Source organism: Anaerosphaera multitolerans, from assembly GCF_004006535.1.
GTDB classification, from domain to species: domain Bacteria; phylum Bacillota; class Clostridia; order Tissierellales; family Peptoniphilaceae; genus Anaerosphaera; species Anaerosphaera multitolerans.
Genome location: NZ_RLIH01000003.1, coordinates 73,421 through 96,340, shown reverse-complemented (window position 1 = coordinate 96,340; position 22,920 = coordinate 73,421). Strand labels below are relative to the sequence as shown.

Here is a 22,920-nt window from a genome sequence, read left to right as displayed (position 1 = left end):
GAAGGAGAAAATATGAAATATAAAATTGCAGTTATACCGGGTGATGGAATAGGTAGAGAAGTTGTGGATGAAGGTGTGAAGCTTTTAAAATTAATTTCTAAAATATATGGTGATATTGATTTTACTTTGGAGTATTTTGATTACGGTTGTGACTATTATGTAAAGCACGGTGTAATGATGGAAGAAGATGGACTGGAAAAACTATCTCAATTTGATGCTATTTACTTAGGAGCGGTTGGAAATAATATAGTTAGCGACGATATTTCTTTAAGAGGTCTGTTGTTAAAAATCAGACAGGGATTTGACCAATATGTCAATTTAAGACCAATTAAACTTTTAAAGGGTGTTGACAGCATTGTAAAGAATAAGTCGCAAAATGAAATTAATATGATTTTTGTTAGGGAAAACAGTGAAGGTGAATATATAGGAACAGGAAGCCACATGTTTAAAGGATCAGATAGGGAGCTTGTAATTCAAGACAGTGTATTTACAAGATATGGTTGTGAGAGAATTATAAGATATGCTTTTGAAATTGCAAAAAACTCAAATAAAACTTTGACAAGTATATCAAAAGCCAATGCTTTAAATTATTCTATGGTTTTTTGGGACAATATATTTAATGAATTAAAAGAAGAATATCCGGAAGTAGAAACTCATAGTTACCTTGTTGATGCAGCTACTATCGTTATGTTGGAAAATCCTGAAAAACTTGAAGTGGTAGTGTCATCAAATCTATTTGGTGATATTTTAACTGATTTAGGAGCAGCAATAGCCGGGGGAATAGGTCTTGCTGCCGGAGCGAATATAAATCCTGAAAGGAAGTATCCTTCAATGTTTGAACCTATTCATGGTTCTGCTCCGGACATAGCAGGTGATAATATAGCAAATCCAATAGCAGCTATTTGGTCAGTAAGTCAAATGATGGATTTTTTTGGCAGAGAAGATATAGGAGCAGATATTTTAAAGGCTATTGAGTATTTAATAGAAGAGGGAACTCATCTTCCAAGAGATATGGGAGGAAATGCAAAAACTGGCGAAGTGGGGGATAGACTCTGTTATCATCTAAAGAATATAGTAAAAATGTAGGAAATCACATCTTGAAGGTGTGATTTTTTTTAGATATAAGTTTTATAAATTAAACAAAAAGTAAAATTTTTTAAATATCTGTTGACATATTTAAAAGTAAAATTTATAATCATATTGGTTAATAAAGTAAGTAAAAAGTTTAATATAGTGTTATTGGTGAAAAAATGGATATAGGAAATAAAATAAAAAATTTAAGAGTAAAACAAAATTTAACCCAGGAGGAATTAGCAGATAGATCTGAACTTACAAAGGGCTTTATTTCACAGGTTGAACGAAATTTAACTTCTCCTTCAATAGCAACCTTAATTGATATTTTAGAAGCTTTGGGAACTAATCCCTTTGAATTTTTTAAAGATGTTAAGGATGAAAAAATAGTTTTTAAAGATGAAGATTATTTTGAAAGTATAAAAGATAATGGCTACAAGATTAAATGGATAGTGCCAAATGCACAAAAAAACGAAATGGAGCCAACTATTATAGAATTGGAAAATGGTTCGACAACAAAAGTGTTAAGTCCCTTTGAAGGTGAGATTTTAGGCTATATTTTAATGGGAAGTATAGTGCTTTATTATGGCGATAAAAAACAAGAAGTAAAAAAAGGAGAAACATTTTATTTTAGAGCTGATAAAGAGAGTTATATTGAAAATAAAAAGAGTAAATTGGCAAAATTTCTCTATGTCAGTTCACCACCAAATTTTTAAGGAGCAGTAAATGAATAATACTATTATTGATTTAGTAAAGATAAATAAATCTTATGATGAAGATATAATTTTGAAAGATTTTAATTTGTCAGTTCATAAAAATGAATTTTTAACATTATTGGGGCCAAGTGGTTGTGGTAAAACTACTACATTGAGATTAATAGGAGGTTTTGAAAAGCCTGATTCAGGGAAAATTATATTTGATGGTAAGGATATAACTGAACACCCTCCCTATGAAAGGGAAATAAATACGGTATTTCAAAAATATTCTCTATTTACACATTTAAATGTTTACGACAATATAGCCTTTGGATTAAAAATTAAAAAAACACCGAAAACTGAAATTGATGAAAAAGTTAAAGAGATGTTAAAGGTAGTAAACCTAAAAAACTTTGAAAATAGAAAGATAGATTCTCTAAGTGGAGGACAGCAACAAAGAGTAGCTATTGCAAGAGCTTTAGTAAATGAACCGGAGGTTTTATTATTAGACGAACCTTTAGGAGCATTGGATTTAAAGTTAAGACAGGGAATGCAGTTGGAATTAAAACGTATTCAACAGTCTGTGGGAATAACTTTCATATATGTAACTCATGATCAGGAAGAGGCACTTACTATGAGTGATACTATAGTAGTTTTAAAAGACGGAGTTATCCAACAGATAGGTTCTCCCATAGATATTTATAATGAGCCTAAAAATGCCTTTGTTGCAGATTTTATTGGAGAAAGTAATATAATTTCGGGAGTTTTCTGTGAGGACTTTTTAGTAGAATTTTCAAACCATATTTTCAAGTGTGTGGATAGCGGATTTTCCAAAAAGGAAGAAATAGATGTAGTTATCAGACCTGAGGATATTGAATTAGTTAACAGTGAAACATCAATGTTAAAAGGTGTAGTTAAGTCTACAGTTTTTAAAGGAGTTCACTATGAAATGATAGTTGAGGTAGAAGGATTTAAGTATAAAGTTAGATCTACAGTTTCTAAAGAAGTTGGTGATTTTGTAGGACTGGATATTTCTCCCGACAACATTCATATAATGAAAAAGGTGATTAAATGAAATTTAGAAAATTGGCAATCCCTTATTTAATTTGGATGATTGTTTTTATAGTTATGCCTTTAGTTCTTGTATTTTTCTACTCAGTAACAGGTGGTATGATAAAAGATTTTAATATTGAAAATTTTACTCTAGAAAACTATAGAAGATTTTTAACTCCTCAATACTTAAAAGTACTATTTCAATCTTTAAAAATGGCTTTAATAACTACGGTGTTTTGTTTAATTATAGGATATCCTACAGCATATTGGATTTTTTCTTCAAAGTCTAAGTATAAATCTGTAATGTTGTTATTAATAGTAATCCCTATGTGGATGAATTTTTTATTGAGAACCTATGCTTGGGTATTAATTTTAAGTAAAAATGGTATTCTAAATAATTTTTTAGGCATATTTGGAATTGAGCCTTTAAATTTAATTTATACAAATAAAGCAATTATGATAGGTATGGTTTATAATTACCTTCCATTTATGATTTTACCTATTTATTCCGTATTTGAAAAAATAGATAAATCCATGATTGAAGCGGCTCAGGATTTAGGCGCTACTGAAACTCAGGCATTTTGGAAAATTATATTTCCCATGAGTATTTCGGGAGTTATTACTGGAATTACAATGGTATTTATTCCTGCAATTTCAACCTTTGAAATTTCTGCACTTCTTGGTGGAAATAAATATAATTTAATTGGAAATATTATTGAAAATCAATATAGATTAGTAGGAGATTGGAACTTTGGTTCTGCTATGAGTATTGTAATGATACTATTAATTATAGTGGCGATGATGATTACAAATAAGTTTGACTCGGAAGATGAAAAATCAGGAGGTGGATTGCTATAAAAAAGTATTTAAAAAAATTCTATTTATTTTTAGTTTTTTTATTTTTATATTCACCTATTATAGTTTTAATAGTCTTTTCTTTTAATGATTCAAGATTAAAGGGAAGTTGGGTTGGATTTACTTTTAAATGGTATAAGGAGTTATTTAGAAATCAGGAAATATTAAAGTCTTTCTATAATACAATTTTAATAGCGGTTCTTGCCACTGTTATTGCAACTATACTGGGGACTATGGCTGCAATAGGAATTTATTATATGAAAAATTGGAAGAAAAAAGCGGCCTTAAATATAAATTATATACCTGTTTTAAATCCTGATATAGTAACTGCAATATCTTTAATGGTTTTGTTTAATTTGTTGAGAATTAGATTCGGGATGGTAACTATGCTCTTATCTCATATAGTCTTTACAACACCTTACGTTGTACTTTCAGTACTTCCCAAGTTAAGACAGATGAGTAAGTCCATTCCGGAGGCGGCAATGGATTTGGGTGCTACGCCTATGTATACTTTTAGAAAGGTTATCATACCTGAAATAAAGCCGGGTATTATATCAGGTGCCTTGCTTTCTTTTACACTTTCGCTAGATGATTTTGTAATTTCTTTTTTTACAACAGGAAGTGGTTTTTCAAATTTGTCTATTACAGTTTTTTCAATGGCAAAGAAGGGAATTAATCCCGCTATAAATGCACTATCAACATTGATGTTTGGAACAGTGCTGATATTGTTGTTGATTATTAATAAAAAGACAAATTCAAAAGGTAATATATTTTAAGAATTTGGAGGGGAAAATGAAAAAAAACTATTTATTAATTACAGTTGTTTTAATTTTAAGTTTGACTTTACTAGTAGGTTGCAGTTCAAATTCTAATAAAGAAGAACTTCACATCTACAATTGGGGAGAGTATATTGATGATTCACTAATAGATGAATTTGAAAAGGAAACGGGAATTAAAGTAGTATACGATACTTTTGAACAAAATGAAGATATGTATATGAAGTTAAAAGAAGGCGGATCAAATTACGACTTAGTTGTACCATCTGACTACATGATTGAAAGAATGATCTCTGAGAATATGTTATCTAAAATAAATTATGATAATATACCCAATATGAAAAATATTGGTAAAGAATTTTTATATAGAGATTATGACCCGAATCAGGAATATTCTGTGCCTTATTTATGGGGAACAGTTGGAATACTTTATAATAAAAGCTTAGTAGATGATTCTGTAGAGAGCTGGAATATTTTATGGAATGAAAAGTATGAAAATGAAATTATAATGATGAATTCAACTAGGGATTCTATTGGTATAGCATTGCTAAAAAATGATTTTTCCATGAATTCAAGAAATCTTGATGAGTTGGAAATTGCAAAAAAAGATTTAATTAAACAAAAGCCATTAGTTAAAGCTTACCTAGTTGATGAAATGAAAGGTCAAATGGTAAATGAAGAAGCGGCTCTAGCACCTGCATATACAGGAGATGCAATAGTTGCAATGGCTGAAAATGAAAATTTAGACTTTGTTATTCCAAAAGAAGGTGCAAATTTGTGGTTTGATGCAATGGTAATACCTGAGAATGCACAAAATAAAGAAAATGCTGAAAAATTTATTAATTTTATTTTAGAGCCGGAAAACTCAGCTAAAATCGCGGACTATGTGGGATATCCTTTAGTAAATACTGAAGCTGTAAAATTATTGCCTGAAGAAATTAGAAATAGTGAAGTTATTTATCCGAATTTAGAAGAGTATCCAAATTTGGAAATATTTAAAGATCCGAAAGATTTTAATAAGGTCTATGATGAAATCTGGTCGGAAGTTAAGCTTTAAAAATGAAATATTAGTGATTAAATGCCTGCTCTTTAATAAGAACAGGTATTTAAATTGATGGTTTTTCTCTTGCAAATATCTCAAAAATAGAGTTGAATGGCTGATTTATGGTAAATTAGTAAAGTTTTTTCAGAATAAAGATGTTTATTATTTCGCGAACCTATGATATTATATTAATAATCAAATGTTTTCACAATTTATGGAGGTTTATTAATGAATAAAAAACTTAAAAACGTCATTTTATTCGGAGTTTTTATTCTGTTTTTATTTCTCTCCACATTAAGTAGTCAATTTGATTCTTCCGTTTTGTGGAAAAATGTTGGCGATAGTGGAGAGAGTTTTAATGGTTTATTATTTAAAAATCCACTTGACGTTTCAAATTTAACTGTTTCTCGCAGTATTGAATCTAATTCCTCAAAAAAATTAGTAAAATACGACGTGGAATTTGATTATTTGGGAGATGATTCAAGTGTTAGAATTTTAGGGACTCCTGTAAGACAGATATTTTTTGGAGATGCAATTGAGCCAAGTCACAGTGTAGTTACTTTAAAAGGCGATTACGATAAGATAAATAATAGATTATTTAATGAAAAACTTTCTTTAAGAGATTATTATAAGAAAACCAGCAATTATAATTTAAAAGCTATTTCTCAAATTAGAGTTCCGTTAGTTAGTAGTGAAAATACATATTCATTTACTATTTATTACGAACCTAGGGAGCTTCTATACAGAGGAAAAAATTTAGTTTCTGAAACAGATGTCTTTATTACCAATGTAACAAATGTTAAATTTGCCAACACTCAGAAAATGAATGATGGTGAAAATACTTTCTTTAAAGATGATGGCTTCTATGTAAATGCACAGGAGATTAAAGAAAATAAAACTATATCTAGAATTTCATTATTAAATAATTTAAGTTACATTGTCTTTGCGGCTTCTGTAGTAATAGTTTTAGCCTTTGTTTGGCTAGATAATAAGCGTTTAAATAAATTTTATCCTATATTGTTAATGCTTATTTTAATAACTTTTTATAGATTCCTAGGAAAGGGCTCTACAACTTTAGGTGTTTTAATTTCTTATCCTATTTTAGGTTATATTGGAATTACAATTTCTAAATTAATGTCAAAAGAAGCCCTTGTTGTAACAAAGAATGAATTAAAACAGAACTTAGCCTACACACTTGTATTTTTAGTAGTAGTTCTTGTTTTAATAATTATTCCAAGAGCATTTTAAATTTAAAACCCATACTTGAACAGTATGGGATTTTTTATTGAATCCACTATGTGAAAACCTTTTTTTACAACATTTAGCAAATTGAAAAACTTTAAAAAATGAATTATAATTAGAGTATAAAAATATAGGAGGTAAATTATGAAAAAGAGAAATTCTCTAATTGCTTTAATTTTAGTTCTTACACTTGTACTAGTTGCCTGTGGAGGAAATAATGGCAAAGCTCCTGCAAATGAAGGCGAGGAGAAAACTGATGCTGAAACAGCATTGAAAATTGGATTTGTAACTGATGAAGGTGGAATTAATGACCAATCCTTTAACCAAGGTGTTTGGGAAGGAATTGAAAAAGCTGAAGCTGAACTTGGTATAGAAAATAAATATATGGAGTCAACAGATGCTAACGATTACAAGCCTAATTTTGAAACTCTAATTGATGAAGGTATGGAAGTAATTATTGGTGCAGGATTTAAAATGGGGGACACTATAGTTGAAGAAGCTAAATTAAATCCAGAACTTAAATTTGCAATAGTAGATGTGGATCCAACTGCTGGTTTTGATGAAGAAGAAAATCCTATTACAGTGGAGGCTCCTGAAAACTTATTGGGAATTATGTTTAAGCAAGAAGAACCATCATTTTTAGTTGGTTACATTGCAGCACTAACTACTGAAACTAATAAGGTTGGTTTTGTAGGTGGACAGGAATCTGGAATAATCAGCGGTTTTGAATATGGATATAAAGCTGGCGTTGACTATGGTGCAAAAGAACTTGGAAAAGAAATTGAAATTATGAGTCAGTATGTAGGAAACTTTTCCGATGTTCAAAAGGGAAAAGCTATAACTAATCAAATGTACCAACAAGGTGCTGATATAGTATTCCATGCTGCTGGAGGAGCAGGAGATGGAGTTATTGAAGCTGCAAAGGAACAGGATAAGTGGGCAATAGGCGTTGATAAGGATCAAAGTGAAATGGCACCTGACAATGTTCTTACCTCAGCTATGAAAAATGCCAATGTTGCAATTTATGATTTAATTGAAAGTTTAGTTAATGGTGAGGAGTTTGAAGGAGGAACTACAATATATCTTGGTTTGAAAGATCAAGGTGCAGTAGGAATAGCTCCAACTTCTGATACTCATGTACCACAGGAAATATTAGATAAAGTTAAAGAAATAGAAGAAAAGATTATAAGTGGCGAAATAGTAGTTCCTGCTAATGAGGAAGATTATAATAAAAACTAAAAAATTTAATTAAAAAAATAGTCTGAAAGTATTTTATTTTCAGACTATTTTTTTTACATTAAAAGAGTTTGTTATAGTATAATTGTCATAAAGGAGAGTGAAGAGGTGGATAATTTACAGGGTGATTTAGCAGTTGAAATGAGAAATATAACAAAAAAATTCGGAGATTTCACAGCTAATAATAATATTACTCTCGAAGTAAAAAAAGGTGAAATTCATGCTCTTTTAGGAGAAAACGGAGCCGGCAAAAGCACATTGATGAATATATTATATGGAATATATTCAAAGACATCGGGAGAAATATTTATAAATGGGAATTTAGTAGAAATTAACGAGCCCAATGATGCTATAAAATTGGGTTTGGGAATGGTTCATCAACACTTTATGTTAGTGGAACCCTTTACTGTAGTAGAAAATATAATTTTGGGAATGGAGACAGTTAAGGGGATTTCTTTAGATATTAAAACGGCAAAAAAGAATGTAATGGAAATTTCTAATAAATATGGTTTAGTAGTTAATCCTGACGAAAAAATCGAGAATATTTCCGTTGGCATGCAGCAGAGGGTTGAAATTTTAAAGGCTTTATATAGAGGAGCCGATATTTTAATTCTAGATGAGCCAACTGCTGTACTAACACCTCAGGAAATAGAAGAATTTGGGGATATTATTAGAAATCTTGCAGCTCAGGGAAAGACGATTATTTTAATTACACATAAGTTAAAAGAAATAAAATCCATGGCTAATAGATGTACTATTATTAGAAGGGGAGAAAAGATAGACACCGTAGAGGTAAGTGAAGTAACAGAATCTAATCTTGCCGATATGATGGTTGGTCGACAAGTAGGGTTACAAATTGAAAAGGAAGAACAAGATCCGGGAGATGTAATTTTAAATGTTGAAAATCTAGTAGTTAAGGATTTAAGAAAGATAAATAAAGTAAACGGATTAAACCTTGAATTGAGAAAGGGAGAAATTCTAGGAATAGCAGGCGTTGATGGAAATGGTCAAAGTGAACTTTTGGAAGCTTTAACGGGACTTAGAAAAGTTGAAAGCGGAAAAATAACATTAAATGGTAAAGATATAGTGAATAAAACGCCTAGGGACATTCAAAATTTTGGTATGTTTAATATTCCGGAAGATAGACAGAGAAGAGGTTTGGTTCTGGAGTTTACAGTAGCGGAAAATTTAATACTGGAAAATTTTTCAGACTCTAAATTTTCAAAAAATGGAATATTAAAAGATAAAGAAATAAATGAATTTGCTGAAGAATTAGTGGAAAAGTTTGATATAAGACCTAGAAAAATAGATTATCTTGCTGGGTCTCTCTCAGGAGGAAACCAGCAAAAGGTTATTATTGCAAGAGAAATCACCAATAATCCTGACGTTTTAATTGCTGCTCAACCTACTAGAGGATTAGATGTAGGGGCAATTGAATATGTTCACAGATATCTCGTAGACCAAAGAAATAAAGGCAAGGCTGTACTTTTAATATCTTTTGAATTAGATGAAGTCCTTTCCTTATCAGATAGAATATCGGTAATATTTGAAGGTAAAATAATAAGAACTTTAAAAAGAAAAAATACTGATGAAAAAGAAATAGGATTATTAATGGCAGGAGGTGGGAATAGTGAAGAGTAAGAGCAGACTTTTTTATACAATTATATCAATATTATTAGGTCTAATATTTGGGTCTGTAATATTATTAATTAACGGAACTAATCCCATTGAAGCTTATAAAGTAATAATTTTAGGAGCTGTTGGAAAGCCCAATTATATTTCATGGACTATTGTAAATTCAGTGCCAATAATACTTACGGGTATTTCTGTTGCCTTTGCTTTTAATACGGGACTTTTTAATATAGGAGCAGAAGGACAATATATAGTGGGGTCTATAGGGGCTATGCTTGCAGGCTACTTTTTAAAGTTACCTCCAATTATTCATCCCATTGTGGCTTTATTATGCGGTGCTTTACTAGGAGGACTATGGGGCTTTATTGTAGGTTTACTAAAGAGCAAATTCGCAGTTAATGAGGTTATTTCTTCTATAATGTTAAATTGGATTGGATTTTATTTAAGTAACTACCTTTTAAGTTTTTCTTCAATAAGAAGACCGCAGTCCGATAATTCCTATTCAATTTTGCCAAGTGCAAATATAGAGTTTTTAAAAGATTGGAAAGTTTCAGAATCAGGAATTGAATTTTTAAGCGAACATGCTATTTTCAAACAACTTTTAAGACCGCCTGTAAATTGGGGAATTGTTATAGCAATTATTGTTGCAATTATAATATGGTTTATTTTAAAAAAGACTACATTGGGATATCAATTAAAAGCAGTGGGCTTTAATAAGGATGCGGCCGAATATGGAGGAATAAATATTAATAGAAGTCAGATTGTATCAATGTCCATTGCAGGTTTTGTATCGGGACTTGCTGGGGCTATAACTGTATTGGGAGTTTCTGGAAACATAGGTATGATGGCTTCTCAACAGGGATATGGTTTTGATGGTATGGCAGTTTCATTAATTGCCGGAAATAATCCTTTGGCATGTATACCTGCAGGGTTATTATTTGCAGGATTAAATTACGGCGGCGGAAAATTAAATTCTGCATTGGGAATTTATTCTGAAGTTATTGAAATTGTAATAGGTGTTATTATACTTTTTGTTGCTATGCCTAAATTGCTAGATTTAATTGGCTTCATCTTTAAAAAAAAGGAGGGTAATAAACAATGATAGAATTTTTTGGTATTATTAATACTACTCTCTTATATTCTGCTCCGCTTATATATGCAGCCTTGGGAGGAGTAATAAGTGAAAATGGCGGAGTTGTAAATATTGGTCTTGAAGGAATGATGACCTTAGGTGCTCTAATTGGAGCTACAGTTGGTTTTTATACTGGGAATCCATGGTTGGCATTTTTATGTGGAGGTCTAGCGGGGATGTTTTTATCCCTTCTGCATGCAATTGCAACTATTAATTTTGCGGCTGACCATGTAGTTTCAGGGATTGCTATTAACTTAATTGGTCCTGGACTTGCTATATTTTTAGCCAGAATATTTTTTGATGGCGCTGCAATGACTAAATCCATTCCTTTTAGTAATAAATTACCTCAATTATTTAGTAATTTTTTTACTGCAGATTTAATTTCAGCACATCCTTGGATGAGATATGCAAAAATGGTATTGCAACAATATATTGTCGTTTATTTTGCATTTATCTTGGTAGTTATAGTATGGTTTGTGCTGTATAGGACCAAATTGGGATTGAGAATCAGAGCTGTTGGAGAACATCCTCAAGCAGCTGAGACTTTGGGAGTAAATGCCTATAGGATAAAATATATATGTGTTTTAACATCTGGTTTTTTAGCCGGACTGGGCGGAGCAAGTATGAGTCTTGCAGTAGTATCTAATTTTAGAGAGACATTAATATCGGGTCAAGGGTTTATTGCTCTTGCAGCTATGATATTTGGCGGTTGGAAACCTCAGGGGGCTTTAGTAGCTTGTTTGCTCTTTGGCGCAGCACAGGGGCTTTCAGTTTCACTTGGAAATATAGGAATTGAAATAGATCCTAATTTATTATCCATGCTTCCATATATTATAACGTTACTGGTACTGGTACTTTTTGTAAAGGGTACTAAGGGACCATCAGCAAGCGGTAAACCTTTCGAAAGAAATAAATAGAAAGTTTTTATACTTTCTATTTTTAAATATAATAAATTTAGAAAGGTGATTTAATGAATATAAATTGGTATCCTGGACATATGAAAAAGACAATAGAAAATATTGAATCAAAATTAAAACTTGTAGATTTTTATATTGAAATAATTGATTCAAGAATTCCTATTTCCAGTAGAAATCCGCTTTTAAATAAAGTGCTTGAGAATAAGAAGGGACTTTTGATATTAAACAAATCAGACCTTTCAGAAGATGAACAAAATAGAAAATGGACAGATAAACTTTCAGATGAACATAAACATGTAATTTTATATAACTCTTCAAAACCTAACGGAAATTTAATTGTGAGAGAATCATTGGATCTTATGAAAGATGAAATAGAAAAGGCAAAAAGTAAAGGAATAAATAAGGGCCCTTTAAGAGCTATGATTGTGGGTATACCAAATTCGGGGAAATCTACATTTATTAATGGCATATCTAAAACCAAGTCCACTAAGACTGGAAACAGACCTGGAATTACTAAAACTGATCAATGGATAAGAATAAATCCAAAACTACATCTCTTAGATACTCCGGGTGTACTGTGGCCTAAGTTTGAAGATGAAGAAACTGCTTTGAATTTAGCCTTTACCGGTGCAATAAAAGATGAAATTATGGATGTTGAGACTCTTTGCTTAAAACTTATTAAAAAATTAAATAGTATAGATAAAAATATTTTGGAAAATAGATATAATATATCTATAGAAGGTAAGGAGCCTATTGAAATTATGGAGGAGATTGGAGCAAAAAGAGGCGCAAAATTAAAAGGCAATGAAATTGATTATACTAAAGTTTCCAATATAGTTTTAGACGAATTTAGAAAGGGAATACTTGGTAAAATTACTTTGGAGAGATTGTGATGTTTGAAAATTATGAAAAAGATTACAGCAAGATGGGTTTTAAAGACATAGTTGGTATTGATGAAGTTGGTAGAGGAACTTTATTTGGAGATGTAGTAGCATGTGCTATTATAATGCCTATGGATTTAAGAATTGAAGGTATTAAGGATTCTAAAAAACTTACTGAAAAAAAACGTGAAAAATTATATGAAATTATTTTAGAAGAAGCTCTAGCTGTGGGAGTGGGCAGAGTTGATTCAGATACAATTGATAAAATCAATATTAGGATGGCTACGCATTTAGCTATGTCAAAGGCTATTTCCAATTTGAGAGATAGAAATGGGGATGAGGTCACTCCCGATATTTTACTAATTGATGCTGAGAAAATTGAAAGTGAATTTACTCAAGTATCAATAGTAAAGGGTGATGATAAATGTTATTCAATAGCCTGTGCTTCCATAGTTGCCAAGGTATATAGAGACAGACTTTGTAAATTATGGGCTAAAGAATATCCCGGATACGGATTGGAAAGGCATAAAGGTTATGCAACTAAATTGCATAGAGAAGCTATTAAGCTTTATGGACCTTCAGATATGCATAGAAAATCTTTTCTAAAAAATATAGGTGATTGGTAGTGGAAAAACGAACTTTAGGTGAATATGGTGAAAATTTAGCATCTAAGTTCATTAAATCAAAAAACTATAAATTGTTGGAGAGAAATTTTAGATATGCCGGTACTGAAATAGATATAATTGCATTAAATGATGATATCTTAGTATTTATAGAAGTAAAAACCAGATCCAGTAAAAAATTTGGTCACGCTTTTGAAGCAGTTGATTTTAATAAGAGAAAAAATATTATTAATACTTCTCTTAACTATATTTTGCAAAATAATTTTGAAAACTTTCAAGTTAGATATGACATTATTGAAGTTTATGTAAATGAAAAATATATTAACCATATAGAAAACGCTTTTGATTTGGATTAGAGGTGAGAATTTGTATTCCTATGTAAATACCTGTTCATTAACAGGCTTAGATGGAGAATTAATAGAAGTTGAAGCTGATTTATCCAATGGATTACCAAAGTTTACCATTGTAGGATTACCTGACATAGCAATAAGAGAATCCATGGAAAGAGTTAGGAGCGGAATAAAAAACAGTGCCTATGAGTTTCCTTTAAAGAGAATAACTATTAATTTAGCGCCTGCCAATTTAAAGAAGGATGGATCTCAATTTGATTTGGCAATAGCAGTGGCTATATTAACTGCAAATGGAACTGTTAATTTTAAAGATGTAGAAGATTTTATTATTTTAGGTGAATTATCCTTAGATGGAAGTGTCAATAAAGTTACAGGTGCTCTTCCAATGGTAATATCCTTAAGAGAAAGGGGATTTAAGAAATTTATTATTCCTGAGGGAAACAAGAAAGAGTGTTCTGTAATTTCAGATGTAGAAATATATCCGGTGCTTTCCTTACAAGATGTTGTAAACTTCTTAAATGGAGATTTAAGTATAGATAGATATGTTGATGAATATTACTATGAAGAAATAGATTATAATATAGATTTTTCTGACATAAAAGGTCAAGAATTTTTAAAAAGAGCCCTTGAAGTAGCAGCGGCGGGAAAACACAATATCCTTATAATAGGAACACCAGGTAGTGGGAAGTCTATGGCGGCAAAGAGATTTCCCACTATTTTACCAATGTTGAATTTTAAGGAAGCAATAGAAGTTACAAAAATATACAGTATTGCAAATTTATTGACAGATAATAAACTAATAACCCAACCTCCTTTCAGATCTCCTCATCATACTGCTTCGGCTGTTTCATTAATTGGAGGAGGTAGGATTCCGAAACCCGGAGAAATTTCTCTTGCACACAATGGAGTTTTATTTTTAGATGAACTGCCGGAATTTTCTAAACAGGTTTTAGAAGTTTTAAGACAACCTCTTGAAGATGAGACCATTAATATAGCTAGAGCAAATGCAAGTCTGTCCTATCCCGCAAAGTTTATTTTAGTAGCTGCTATGAATCCATGTCCCTGCGGATATTATGGAGATCCTTATCATCAGTGTAAATGTTCTATGAATGAAATTAATAGATATTTATTAAAAATCTCCCATCCTCTCCTGGATAGAATAGACATCCATATAGAAGTAAGCCCTGTAAAATACGATGATATGTCTGTAGATAAAAGAGAAGAAAGTTCTAAAAGTATTAGAGAAAGAGTAGAACACGCAAGAAATATTCAAAAGGAACGATTTAAAGACATTGGCATATATACTAATTCCGAGATAAGAGAAAATCAAATTCATAAGTACTGTAAATTGAATCAGAAATGTAAGACGATTATGGATATTGCCTTTAAAAAGTTTCGCTTTTCAGCAAGAACATATAATAAAATATTAAAAGTCTCCAGAACTATAGCTGATTTAGATGGAAATGAAAATATAGAAGAGCAAAACATTTTGGAAGCTATTAGATTTAGAAGTGTGGATTTAAGATATTGGGGTTAACTATGGAGTATAGAGAATTTTTAATATGTTTAAATGCTATTGGAATGAGAAATGATGAGATAGATAAAATTGAATTTATTATAAAAAAGCATAATATTAATTTTAAAGAGATTTTCAATAAATTTGTTTTTAAGAACCAAAGTACTTATTTAACAAGCAAAACATTGGAAAAGTTAAGCTACTATAATGAAAATACATTACATAATTTATGTGACCTTTGTTTAAAAGAAAGAGTAGAGATAATTACAATTGTCGATGAAGACTATCCGGAAAATCTAAAACATATAGAAAATCCTCCGAAAGTTCTATATATTAGGGGAAAATTAATCCAAGAAGATAGTATTTCAATAAGTATAGTTGGATCTAGGAAATATACTTCCTACGGGAACAATGTATTAAATTATTTTGTAGATGAACTTTCAAAACTAGAAATTACAATTATAAGTGGTATGGCCTACGGAATAGATGGTTTAGTTCATAAACGTTCTTTAGAAAACAATAATAGGACTATAGCAGTGTTAGGTAATGGAGTTGATATAATCTATCCTAATAAAAACTCGTCTATATACTGGAATACTATAACAAATGGAGCGGTTATTAGTGAGTATCCTTTAGGAACAAGGCCATTGCCTTTTAGATTCCCAGAGAGAAATAGAATCATATCCGGTTTAAGTTTGGGGACTATAGTTATAGAAGCCAAAGCTAAAAGCGGTTCTTTAATAACTGCAAGACTGGCTGCCGAACAGGGTAGAGAAGTATTTGCAGTGCCGGGAAATATTAATTCAATCTATAGTGAAGGTACGAATATGTTAATAAGAGATGGAGCTACTTTACTTTTAACTATAGATGATATCTTAAATGAAATATCTGAATTAAAAGAAATACATAATTTAAAAAGAAATCAAAGAAATGAAGTTGAATTAAGTGAGATTGAATTGGCTATTTACAATCTTATATCAGAAGGAGTAGATGATATTAATTTAATTGCTCAAAGTTTAAAAGAAGATGTTTCCTTTATCAGTTCAATAATAACTATACTTGAACTAAAAGGGATAATAACCGTAAATGGAAAAATTAAAGTTAAGATGTAATATAATTTTTTATTGTAATTTAAGATATTCTTAGGAAAGTATTAAACTTTATATGATGTATTATTAAAATAAAATGATATAATATTTCAAAGGAGGTAAGTATGAAAAAGATAATATTTGATATGAATCCTTTAGGTTCTTTTTCATTATCTTGCAAAGCCTATATAGAATATTTTAAAAGGAAATCTAATAAAAATATTTATGTTTATACACGTTGTAGTGATGGCACGTACTTAAGAGTGGATGATTTATCCAATGAAAGAGAATTAAAAAATAGGATTTTAACCTTTGTAGATTTGGGAAGAAGAGTTTCAGAAATACCTTTTGATGACAATATAAGAGTTAATCCAATAGATGAGGATTACGAAGAAGATGAAATATTAAAGGTAGTAATAGAAAAACTAGGTGACGATGCAAGCTGGAAAAATTCTAATTTAAAAGTAGTAGAAGTAGAATAAAAGTGACCTTGATTATAGTTTCAAGGTCACTTTTTCAATTCTATTTTTTGACGTTTCTTTAATTTTAAATTGAAGATCACCAATTTTTAAAATTTCGTCTTTCTTAGGGAATCTATCAATATTTTCAATAATATATCCTGCAATGGATTCGGTTTCATCTGATTGTAAATCTAAATTAAGTATTTGATTTAAATTTGATAAATTCATAGATCCATCTATTAAATATTCGGAAGGTCCTAATTTTATTATATCTTCGTCCTCATCTTCATCATATTCATCAGATATGGAGCCAACGATTTTTTCTATTAAATCTTCCATAGTAATTAAACCTTCAGTTCCGCCATACTCATCGTTAACTATGGCAATGGAGATTTTATTTTTTCGCATTTCATCAAAAAGTTCTCCAATGGGTTTAAATTCAAAAGTATAAAATGTTTTCTTTAATATGTCTAAATTATCTCTTAAAGTTGATTTTTCCGATATAGTTAAAAGATCCTTAACATGAAGTATTCCCACTATATTATCTAAATCGCCATCATAGACAGGCATTCTTGAAAAGGCCTCTTCCTTAATAATTTTTATAATTTCACCATAACTGTCATCTAAGCTTACAGCAATTACATCTGTACGTGGAGTCATAATATCTTTTGCTAAACTGTCTTTAAATTCAAATACATTTTCAATAAAAAACGATTCATCTTTATTCAAGATTCCTTCTTCCATTCCAAGGGAAAAAGCATCAATTAAATCATCTTCTGTAATTAAAGGTACTTCATAATTTTTATGTGTTCTAGTAACTATGGCTAAAATTGAATAGAGACCGTCTACTATGAATACCAGAGGTCTTAATACTAAATAAATTATGGAACATAGCTTAGTTTTTTTAACTACAATTTTTTCATATTTTTGAATAGCCATAGATTTGGGTAACATTTCTCCAAAGATTATAATTAAAATTGGAGATAGCAGTGCACTGAAAATAAAACCCTTAAAACCATATAGCACATTTAACAATAAACCAAAAGAAAGTGCAGATATGGCATTTGAAAAGTAATCAGCAATTAAAATAGTTGAATAAAATTTTTTATTATTATGAAGTTCTTTTATAGTAACTAAATTTTTAACTTCTTTTTCTTCTAATTTCTTTATTCTATGAGTTGATAAATTAAAATAAGCATTTTCTATTAAAGTAAACTCATAGGAAAAAAATAAAAATAACAGGAATAATACCAGGTATATATAACCATCTGAATTCATAATCCACCTCATCTAAATTATATATTTATATAGTGTATTTGTCAAAATCAGCACATTATAAATATTTAAAAAAAATTTACTATTATTATTGTTTTTATGCTATAATTAAGTAGGTTAATTCATAGTAAAATGATATGAATTAAAAGACCGTTTTTAGGAGGAAAGAAAGTGAAAGAATTATTAAAAATAGAAAACTTATCAGCTGGAGTAGAAGGTAAGGAAATTTTAAAAAATATAAATTTAAAGGTGAATTATGGAGAAGTTCACGTTGTAATGGGACCTAACGGTTCAGGCAAGAGTACACTTGCAAATGTAATAATGAATAATCCTGAATATGAAGTAACTAGTGGAGAAATATATCTTGATGGAGAAAGCATTATGGATTTATCAACAGATAAAAGGGCTAAAAAAGGACTTTTTATGAGTTTTCAAAATCCTATGGAGGTTTCTGGTATAAGTGTGGAAAATTTTATTAGAACTGCGAAATCTTCTATAGAAGATAAAAACATTTCTATTTTAAAATTTAAAAAAGATTTAGAAAAGGAAATGGATAAACTTTCAATGGATCATTCCTATGCTAGCAGATATTTAAATGAAGGATTTTCCGGAGGCGAAATGAAAAAAAATGAAATTTTACAAATGCTTATGTTAAATCCCAAGCTTGCTATTTTAGATGAGACAGACTCCGGCTTAGATGTAGATGCTACAAAAATTGTATCTCAGGGAATTGAAAGATTTTTAAGTAAAGATAATGCAGTTATTATTATTACTCACCACAGAGAACTTGTAAGAGAAGTTGTGCCTGATTTTGTACACATTATTTTAAATGGAGAAATAGTAAAAGTGGGAGATCATACTTTAATAGATAAAATAGAAAATGAAGGATTTAACTGGATAAGAGAAGAGGTGAATTAAGTTGGCTGAAATGGTTAGGAAAAAAACTCAAGTAGAAGATTTAGATAGAGGTGTCTACGATATAAAAAATGAATTCACCTATAAATCTAAAACGGAAAAAGGACTTACAGAAGATATAGTAAGGAAAATTTCCCAAGAAAAAGAGGAACCTAAGTGGATGTTGGACTTTAGACTTAATTCTTTAGAAACTTTTAACGAATTGAAAAATCCCGTATGGGGACCTGATTTAACAGAAGTTGATATTCAAAAAGTTACAACTTATATAAGACCTGATGCTGAATTAACTGATGATTGGAATGAAGTACCAGATGATATAAGAGATACTTTTGATAGGCTTGGTATTCCTGAAGCGGAAAAGGAAATGTTATTGTCAGGAGTCGGTGCACAGTATGATAGCGAAGTAGTATATCACAATATACAGAAATATTTACTAGATCAAGGGGTTATTTACACTGATTTTGAATCTGCATTAAAAGAATATCCCGAAATTATTAAAAAATATTTTGGTACCGCTTTAAAGCCCTCTGCTCATAAATATTCTGCACTTCACTATGCTGTATGGAGTGGTGGAAGTTTCGTCTATGTTCCAAAGGGAGTTAGAGTGGACGTACCTTTACAATCTTATTTTAGATTAAATGCTCCTGGAGCAGGACAGTTTGAACATACTTTGATTATTGTTGAAGATGATGCCTATTGTCATTTTATAGAGGGTTGTTCAGCTCCAAGGTATAATGCTCTAAATGTCCATGCAGGAGGAGTGGAATTATTTATCGGAGAAAATTCAACGCTTAGATATTCTACAATTGAAAACTGGTCAAGAAATATGTACAATTTAAACTCGAAAACTGCAATAGTACAAAAAAACGGAAAAATTGAATGGGTATCCGGTTCTTTTGGCTCAAGAGTTTCTATGTTATACCCATCATCTATTTTAGTGGGAGAATATGCAACAAGTGAGTTTACGGGTATTTCTTTTGCAGGTAAGGGACAAAATATAGATACCGGGTCTCAAGTAGTCCATGCTGCACCTTATACTACTTCCACAGTAAATTCAAAATCAATTTCTAAAGACGGTGGTGTAGCTGTATATAGAGGATTGGTAAAAATAAATGAAAATGCTTACGGTTCAAAAAATTCGGTAAGCTGTGAATCCTTGATGATGGATCCGGAATCAAGATCTGATACCATACCTGTTATAGATATTAAAAATAAAAATGTGGATTTAGGTCATGAGGCAAAAATAGGTAGAATTTCAAATCAGGTTATTTTTTATCTAATGACAAGAGGAATTTCTGAAGAAGAAGCTAAGGCTTTAGTAGTGAGAGGTTTTGCAGAACCAATAGCCAAGGAACTTCCTATGGAGTATGCAGTTGAAATGAATAATCTTATAAATCTTGAACTTGAAGGTTCAATTGGTTAGGAGGAAAGAAAAATGAAAACAATAGGAAATGACCTAACCTTTAAAACTTTTAATTGGCTGAAGGTAAATAATACGGAAATATTAATACCTGATTTATCGGGAAAAGAATATATGCTGGAATCTGACAGCTATTTTGATGAAGTTAAATTTAATAATTTAGAATATGGAATTTCAAAAGATATATTAAAATTAAACAGTGAAAAGGGAAACTTATTTAGATACTATGAAAGTGAAGAAGACAGTTTTCATAAAGAAATAGTGAATTTAGAATTAAATGATAATTACAATGAACTTTTAGACACTCATAATATAGTTGCTAAAAAGAATTCTAAAATTGAAATTATACTAAATTACAGTAGTGTTGGTAAAGGTGAAAAATTTAAAAGTTCTGTTATAAAAGTTATTGCAGAGGATAATTCAACGGTGGATTTATTTGTAGTACAAAATGACGGAGAAGAGGTTGTAGCATTGGAATCAATAGCAGTCCAACTTGGGAAAGAAGCCATTATTAATGTGCATCAATATGAGTTAGGTTCACAAAAATTATATACTAACTTTCAAAGTGATTTAATAGGAGAAAAATCTCAGTTAAATTTAGATAGTATTTATTTCGGATATGGTTCCCGTGAGTTAAATATGCTTTACAATATAATCCATAGCGGTAAAAGTACTAATTCTGATATATTAGTGAATGGAGCTTTAAAGGGAGAAAGTTATAAGAATTTAAAATTTACTTTGGATTTTAAAAAAGGTTCTACCCACTCTAAAGGTTCGGAAGAGGAGTATGTTATCTTATTAGACGATATAGTACACGCACTTTCAGTTCCCATCCTTTTAGCCCATGAAGATGATATTGAGGGAAATCACGCTGCCAGTTCAGGTAAAATTGATCATAATTTAATGTTTTATATAATGAGTAGAGGTTTCTCAGAAAAAGAGGCAGAAACATTAATAATACAATCCAAATTCTCAAGAGCAATATCTAAAGTAACAGATGAGGAAATTAAAAAATTACTTTGGGATAAGGTTCTGGAAATAGAGGGGAAATAATTATGTTAAATAAAAATGATATTTTAGAAATTAGAAAAGATTTCAAATTTTTAGAATCAACAAATAATTATATATATTTTGATAACGGAGCTACTACGCAAAAGCCCAAGAAGGTAATTGATGGAGTGGATAATTATTATTACAATGAGAACGGCAATCCTCACAGAGGAGCCCATCATTTTGCAATAAAATCTACGGAAGTTTATGAGGGCGCAAGAGAAAAAGTAGCAAAGTTTATTAATTCTTCTTCAAATGAAATTATTTTTTTAAGAAATGCGACAGAAGCCTTAAATTTAATAGCCTACTCTTGGGCTTTAAATAATTTAAAGGAAGGTGATGAAATCCTATTATCAATTATGGAGCATCATTCAAATCTTGTAAATTGGCAATTTGTTGCAGATAAGACGAAAGCCAAATTGGTATATCTATATTTAGATGATAAAATGCAAATTACTGAAGAGGAGTTAAATAAAAAATTAAGTGCAAAAACTAAATTATTTACAATTACTGCCGCCTCAAACGTAGTTGGAACTATGCCTGATGTAAAGGAATTTATTAAAATGGCAAAGAAAAAAAACAGTGGTATAATAACAGTTATAGACGGGGCGCAGTACGTTCCACATCACACTGTTGATGTAAAAGACTTAGGTTGTGATTTTTTAGCTTTTTCAGGGCATAAAATGTTTTCGGAAATGGGTATTGGCGTTCTTTATGGAAAGGAAGAGCTGTTAAATTCAATGGAGCCTTTTATGTACGGGGGAGAAATGATAGAATATGTATATGAAGATCATTCAACATTTTTAAAATCTCCACAGAGGTTTGAGGCTGGAACTGTAAATGTTAGCGGTGCTAAATCTTTGGGAGATGCTATTGATTATATTGAAGGAATAGGAAGTGAAAATATCTTCAAATATGAAGAAGAGTTAATGAAATATGCCTATGATAAAATGATAGAATTACCATACTTGGAAGTCTATACAACTCCTGTGGAAAAGAGAAGTCCTGTGATTTCTTTTAATTTCAAAGAGGCTCATCCCCATGACGTAGCTTCTATTTTAGATAATTATAATATAGCCATTAGAAGTGGGCATCATTGTGCACAGCCTCTTCATAGATACTTGGGTATTAATTTTTCTTGTAGAGCATCTTTCTCAATCTATAACACTTTTGATGAGGTTGATTATTTTTTAAATCATCTTGAGGATGTTAGGAGGTTGATGGGAATTGGATCTTAATGAAATTTATACTGAATTGATTCTAGAACAAAGTAGAAATAAGAGAAATAAAAGGGAGTTAAAAAATCCAACGCACGTAGAATTAGGGCATAATCCAAGCTGTGGAGATGAAATAACTTTACAGCTTAGAATAGTTAATGATATTATAGAAGATATTTCCTATACGGGTCATGGATGTGCAATATCACAAGCCAGTACTTCTATAATGATTGATACAGTAAAGGGTTTGAAAGTAAAGGATGCATTAAATTTAAGTAATAAATTTATTGCAATGGTGAAAAATGAAATAGAAGATGAGGCTGATTTGGAGGATTTAGGCGATGCAATAGTATTTGAAAGTATTAAAAATCTTCCGGCTCGTTTAAAATGTGCTGTTTTGCCTTGGTATACACTTAAAGATATAATTGAAAATGATAAAAAAGAGGGGAGTTTTATTCCTTAAAAAGGGTGAT

At 30.5% G+C, this 22,920-nt stretch carries 23 protein-coding genes; 22 read left to right on the top strand and 1 reads right to left on the bottom strand.

Annotation, left to right across the window (positions count from 1 at the left end):
• Positions 1-12 precede the first annotated feature (12 nt).
• From EF514_RS02985 to EF514_RS02905, 17 genes are all read left to right on the top strand, one after another.
• Positions 13-1,086: a tartrate dehydrogenase gene (locus EF514_RS02985; RefSeq protein ID WP_127723693.1), complete on the top strand. Its 1,074-nt coding sequence runs from the start codon at positions 13-15 to the stop codon at positions 1,084-1,086.
• 164 nt (positions 1,087-1,250) lie between these two features.
• Complete coding sequence (locus EF514_RS02980) at positions 1,251-1,787, top strand: helix-turn-helix domain-containing protein (RefSeq protein WP_127723691.1); 537 nt, start codon at positions 1,251-1,253, stop codon at positions 1,785-1,787.
• Positions 1,788-1,797: 10 nt separating this feature from the next.
• Positions 1,798-2,841, top strand: coding sequence for a spermidine/putrescine ABC transporter ATP-binding protein (potA, locus tag EF514_RS02975; protein ID WP_127723689.1), 1,044 nt, complete (start codon positions 1,798-1,800; stop codon positions 2,839-2,841).
• The gene (locus EF514_RS02970) at positions 2,838-3,677 is read left to right on the top strand and encodes an ABC transporter permease (RefSeq protein ID WP_127723687.1); all 840 of its coding nucleotides are present in this window, start codon (positions 2,838-2,840) and stop codon (positions 3,675-3,677) included. The genes potA and EF514_RS02970 overlap by 4 nt, the downstream gene beginning before the upstream one ends.
• Positions 3,674-4,450 carry an ABC transporter permease gene (locus tag EF514_RS02965; protein ID WP_127723685.1) on the top strand — a complete coding sequence of 259 codons (777 nt, stop codon included), beginning with the start codon at positions 3,674-3,676 and terminating at the stop codon, positions 4,448-4,450. Before EF514_RS02970 ends, EF514_RS02965 begins: the two co-directional genes overlap by 4 nt.
• Positions 4,451-4,466: 16 nt before the next feature.
• Positions 4,467-5,507, top strand: coding sequence for an ABC transporter substrate-binding protein (locus EF514_RS02960; RefSeq protein WP_127723683.1), 1,041 nt, complete (start codon positions 4,467-4,469; stop codon positions 5,505-5,507).
• A gap of 213 nt (positions 5,508-5,720) precedes the next feature.
• Positions 5,721-6,740, top strand: a complete 1,020-nt coding sequence (locus tag EF514_RS02955; RefSeq protein WP_127723681.1) for a hypothetical protein — start codon at positions 5,721-5,723, stop codon at positions 6,738-6,740.
• A 138-nt stretch (positions 6,741-6,878) separates the two neighbouring features.
• Positions 6,879-7,973, top strand: coding sequence for a BMP family lipoprotein (locus EF514_RS02950; RefSeq protein ID WP_127723679.1), 1,095 nt, complete (start codon positions 6,879-6,881; stop codon positions 7,971-7,973).
• Between the two features lie 105 nt (positions 7,974-8,078).
• On the top strand, positions 8,079-9,611 hold the full coding sequence (locus EF514_RS02945) for an ABC transporter ATP-binding protein (protein WP_276317161.1): 1,533 nt from the start codon (positions 8,079-8,081) through the stop codon (positions 9,609-9,611).
• Entirely contained in the window at positions 9,601-10,704 is a 1,104-nt protein-coding gene (locus tag EF514_RS02940; RefSeq protein ID WP_127723677.1) for an ABC transporter permease, read from the top strand. Before EF514_RS02945 ends, EF514_RS02940 begins: the two co-directional genes overlap by 11 nt.
• Entirely contained in the window at positions 10,701-11,651 is a 951-nt protein-coding gene (locus EF514_RS02935) for an ABC transporter permease (RefSeq protein ID WP_127723675.1), read from the top strand. The genes EF514_RS02940 and EF514_RS02935 overlap by 4 nt, the downstream gene beginning before the upstream one ends.
• Positions 11,652-11,704: 53 nt before the next feature.
• Positions 11,705-12,544, top strand: a complete 840-nt coding sequence (ylqF, locus tag EF514_RS02930) for a ribosome biogenesis GTPase YlqF (RefSeq protein WP_127723673.1) — start codon at positions 11,705-11,707, stop codon at positions 12,542-12,544.
• Complete coding sequence (locus EF514_RS02925) at positions 12,541-13,158, top strand: ribonuclease HII (protein ID WP_420836568.1); 618 nt, start codon at positions 12,541-12,543, stop codon at positions 13,156-13,158. Before ylqF ends, EF514_RS02925 begins: the two co-directional genes overlap by 4 nt.
• Entirely contained in the window at positions 13,158-13,511 is a 354-nt protein-coding gene (locus EF514_RS02920) for a YraN family protein (RefSeq protein WP_127723669.1), read from the top strand. The genes EF514_RS02925 and EF514_RS02920 overlap by 1 nt, the downstream gene beginning before the upstream one ends.
• A gap of 10 nt (positions 13,512-13,521) precedes the next feature.
• Positions 13,522-15,042, top strand: a complete 1,521-nt coding sequence (locus EF514_RS02915; RefSeq protein WP_127723667.1) for a YifB family Mg chelatase-like AAA ATPase — start codon at positions 13,522-13,524, stop codon at positions 15,040-15,042.
• 2 nt (positions 15,043-15,044) lie between these two features.
• Positions 15,045-16,133 (top strand): DNA-processing protein DprA, encoded by a 1,089-nt coding sequence (gene dprA, locus EF514_RS02910; protein ID WP_127723665.1) that lies wholly within the window; start codon positions 15,045-15,047, stop codon positions 16,131-16,133.
• A gap of 101 nt (positions 16,134-16,234) precedes the next feature.
• Entirely contained in the window at positions 16,235-16,591 is a 357-nt protein-coding gene (locus tag EF514_RS02905) for a hypothetical protein (RefSeq protein WP_127723663.1), read from the top strand.
• Positions 16,592-16,603: 12 nt separating this feature from the next.
• Here the strand turns inward: EF514_RS02905 and EF514_RS02900 are convergent, their stop codons facing one another.
• On the bottom strand, positions 16,604-17,848 hold the full coding sequence (locus EF514_RS02900; RefSeq protein ID WP_127723661.1) for a hemolysin family protein: 1,245 nt from the start codon (positions 17,846-17,848) through the stop codon (positions 16,604-16,606).
• A 168-nt stretch (positions 17,849-18,016) separates the two neighbouring features.
• On the opposite strand from EF514_RS02900, the gene sufC reads away from it, so the two are divergent.
• The 5 genes from sufC to sufU are packed head-to-tail and all read left to right on the top strand — an operon-like array spanning position 18,017 to position 22,910.
• The gene (gene sufC, locus EF514_RS02895; RefSeq protein WP_127723659.1) at positions 18,017-18,763 is read left to right on the top strand and encodes a Fe-S cluster assembly ATPase SufC; all 747 of its coding nucleotides are present in this window, start codon (positions 18,017-18,019) and stop codon (positions 18,761-18,763) included.
• Between the two features lie 10 nt (positions 18,764-18,773).
• Positions 18,774-20,183: a Fe-S cluster assembly protein SufB gene (gene sufB, locus EF514_RS02890; RefSeq protein ID WP_127723954.1), complete on the top strand. Its 1,410-nt coding sequence runs from the start codon at positions 18,774-18,776 to the stop codon at positions 20,181-20,183.
• A 12-nt stretch (positions 20,184-20,195) separates the two neighbouring features.
• Entirely contained in the window at positions 20,196-21,233 is a 1,038-nt protein-coding gene (locus EF514_RS02885) for a SufB/SufD family protein (protein WP_127723657.1), read from the top strand.
• A 2-nt stretch (positions 21,234-21,235) separates the two neighbouring features.
• Positions 21,236-22,468, top strand: coding sequence for an aminotransferase class V-fold PLP-dependent enzyme (locus tag EF514_RS02880; protein ID WP_127723655.1), 1,233 nt, complete (start codon positions 21,236-21,238; stop codon positions 22,466-22,468).
• A complete protein-coding gene (sufU, locus tag EF514_RS02875; RefSeq protein WP_127723653.1) occupies positions 22,458-22,910 on the top strand; it encodes a Fe-S cluster assembly sulfur transfer protein SufU in 453 nt (150 codons plus the stop codon). Before EF514_RS02880 ends, sufU begins: the two co-directional genes overlap by 11 nt.
• Positions 22,911-22,920: the final 10 nt, after the last annotated feature.

Bases quoted from the DNA above. Each gene is read 5' to 3' on its own strand.
- EF514_RS02905 (WP_127723663.1), top strand. From the start codon at position 16,235: ATGAAAAAGATAATATTTGATATGAATCCTTTAGGTTCTTTTTCATTA.
- dprA (WP_127723665.1), top strand. From the start codon at position 15,045: ATGGAGTATAGAGAATTTTTAATATGTTTAAATGCTATTGGAATGAGA.
- EF514_RS02885 (WP_127723657.1), top strand. From the start codon at position 20,196: ATGAAAACAATAGGAAATGACCTAACCTTTAAAACTTTTAATTGGCTG.
- EF514_RS02985 (WP_127723693.1), top strand. From the start codon at position 13: ATGAAATATAAAATTGCAGTTATACCGGGTGATGGAATAGGTAGAGAA.
- EF514_RS02950 (WP_127723679.1), top strand. From the start codon at position 6,879: ATGAAAAAGAGAAATTCTCTAATTGCTTTAATTTTAGTTCTTACACTT.
- EF514_RS02980 (WP_127723691.1), top strand. From the start codon at position 1,251: ATGGATATAGGAAATAAAATAAAAAATTTAAGAGTAAAACAAAATTTA.
- EF514_RS02970 (WP_127723687.1), top strand. From the start codon at position 2,838: ATGAAATTTAGAAAATTGGCAATCCCTTATTTAATTTGGATGATTGTT.
- EF514_RS02955 (WP_127723681.1), top strand. From the start codon at position 5,721: ATGAATAAAAAACTTAAAAACGTCATTTTATTCGGAGTTTTTATTCTG.
- EF514_RS02935 (WP_127723675.1), top strand. From the start codon at position 10,701: ATGATAGAATTTTTTGGTATTATTAATACTACTCTCTTATATTCTGCT.
- EF514_RS02960 (WP_127723683.1), top strand. From the start codon at position 4,467: ATGAAAAAAAACTATTTATTAATTACAGTTGTTTTAATTTTAAGTTTG.
- ylqF (WP_127723673.1), top strand. From the start codon at position 11,705: ATGAATATAAATTGGTATCCTGGACATATGAAAAAGACAATAGAAAAT.
- EF514_RS02900 (WP_127723661.1), bottom strand. From the start codon at position 17,848: ATGAATTCAGATGGTTATATATACCTGGTATTATTCCTGTTATTTTTA.
- EF514_RS02880 (WP_127723655.1), top strand. From the start codon at position 21,236: ATGTTAAATAAAAATGATATTTTAGAAATTAGAAAAGATTTCAAATTT.
- potA (WP_127723689.1), top strand. From the start codon at position 1,798: ATGAATAATACTATTATTGATTTAGTAAAGATAAATAAATCTTATGAT.
- sufB (WP_127723954.1), top strand. From the start codon at position 18,774: ATGGTTAGGAAAAAAACTCAAGTAGAAGATTTAGATAGAGGTGTCTAC.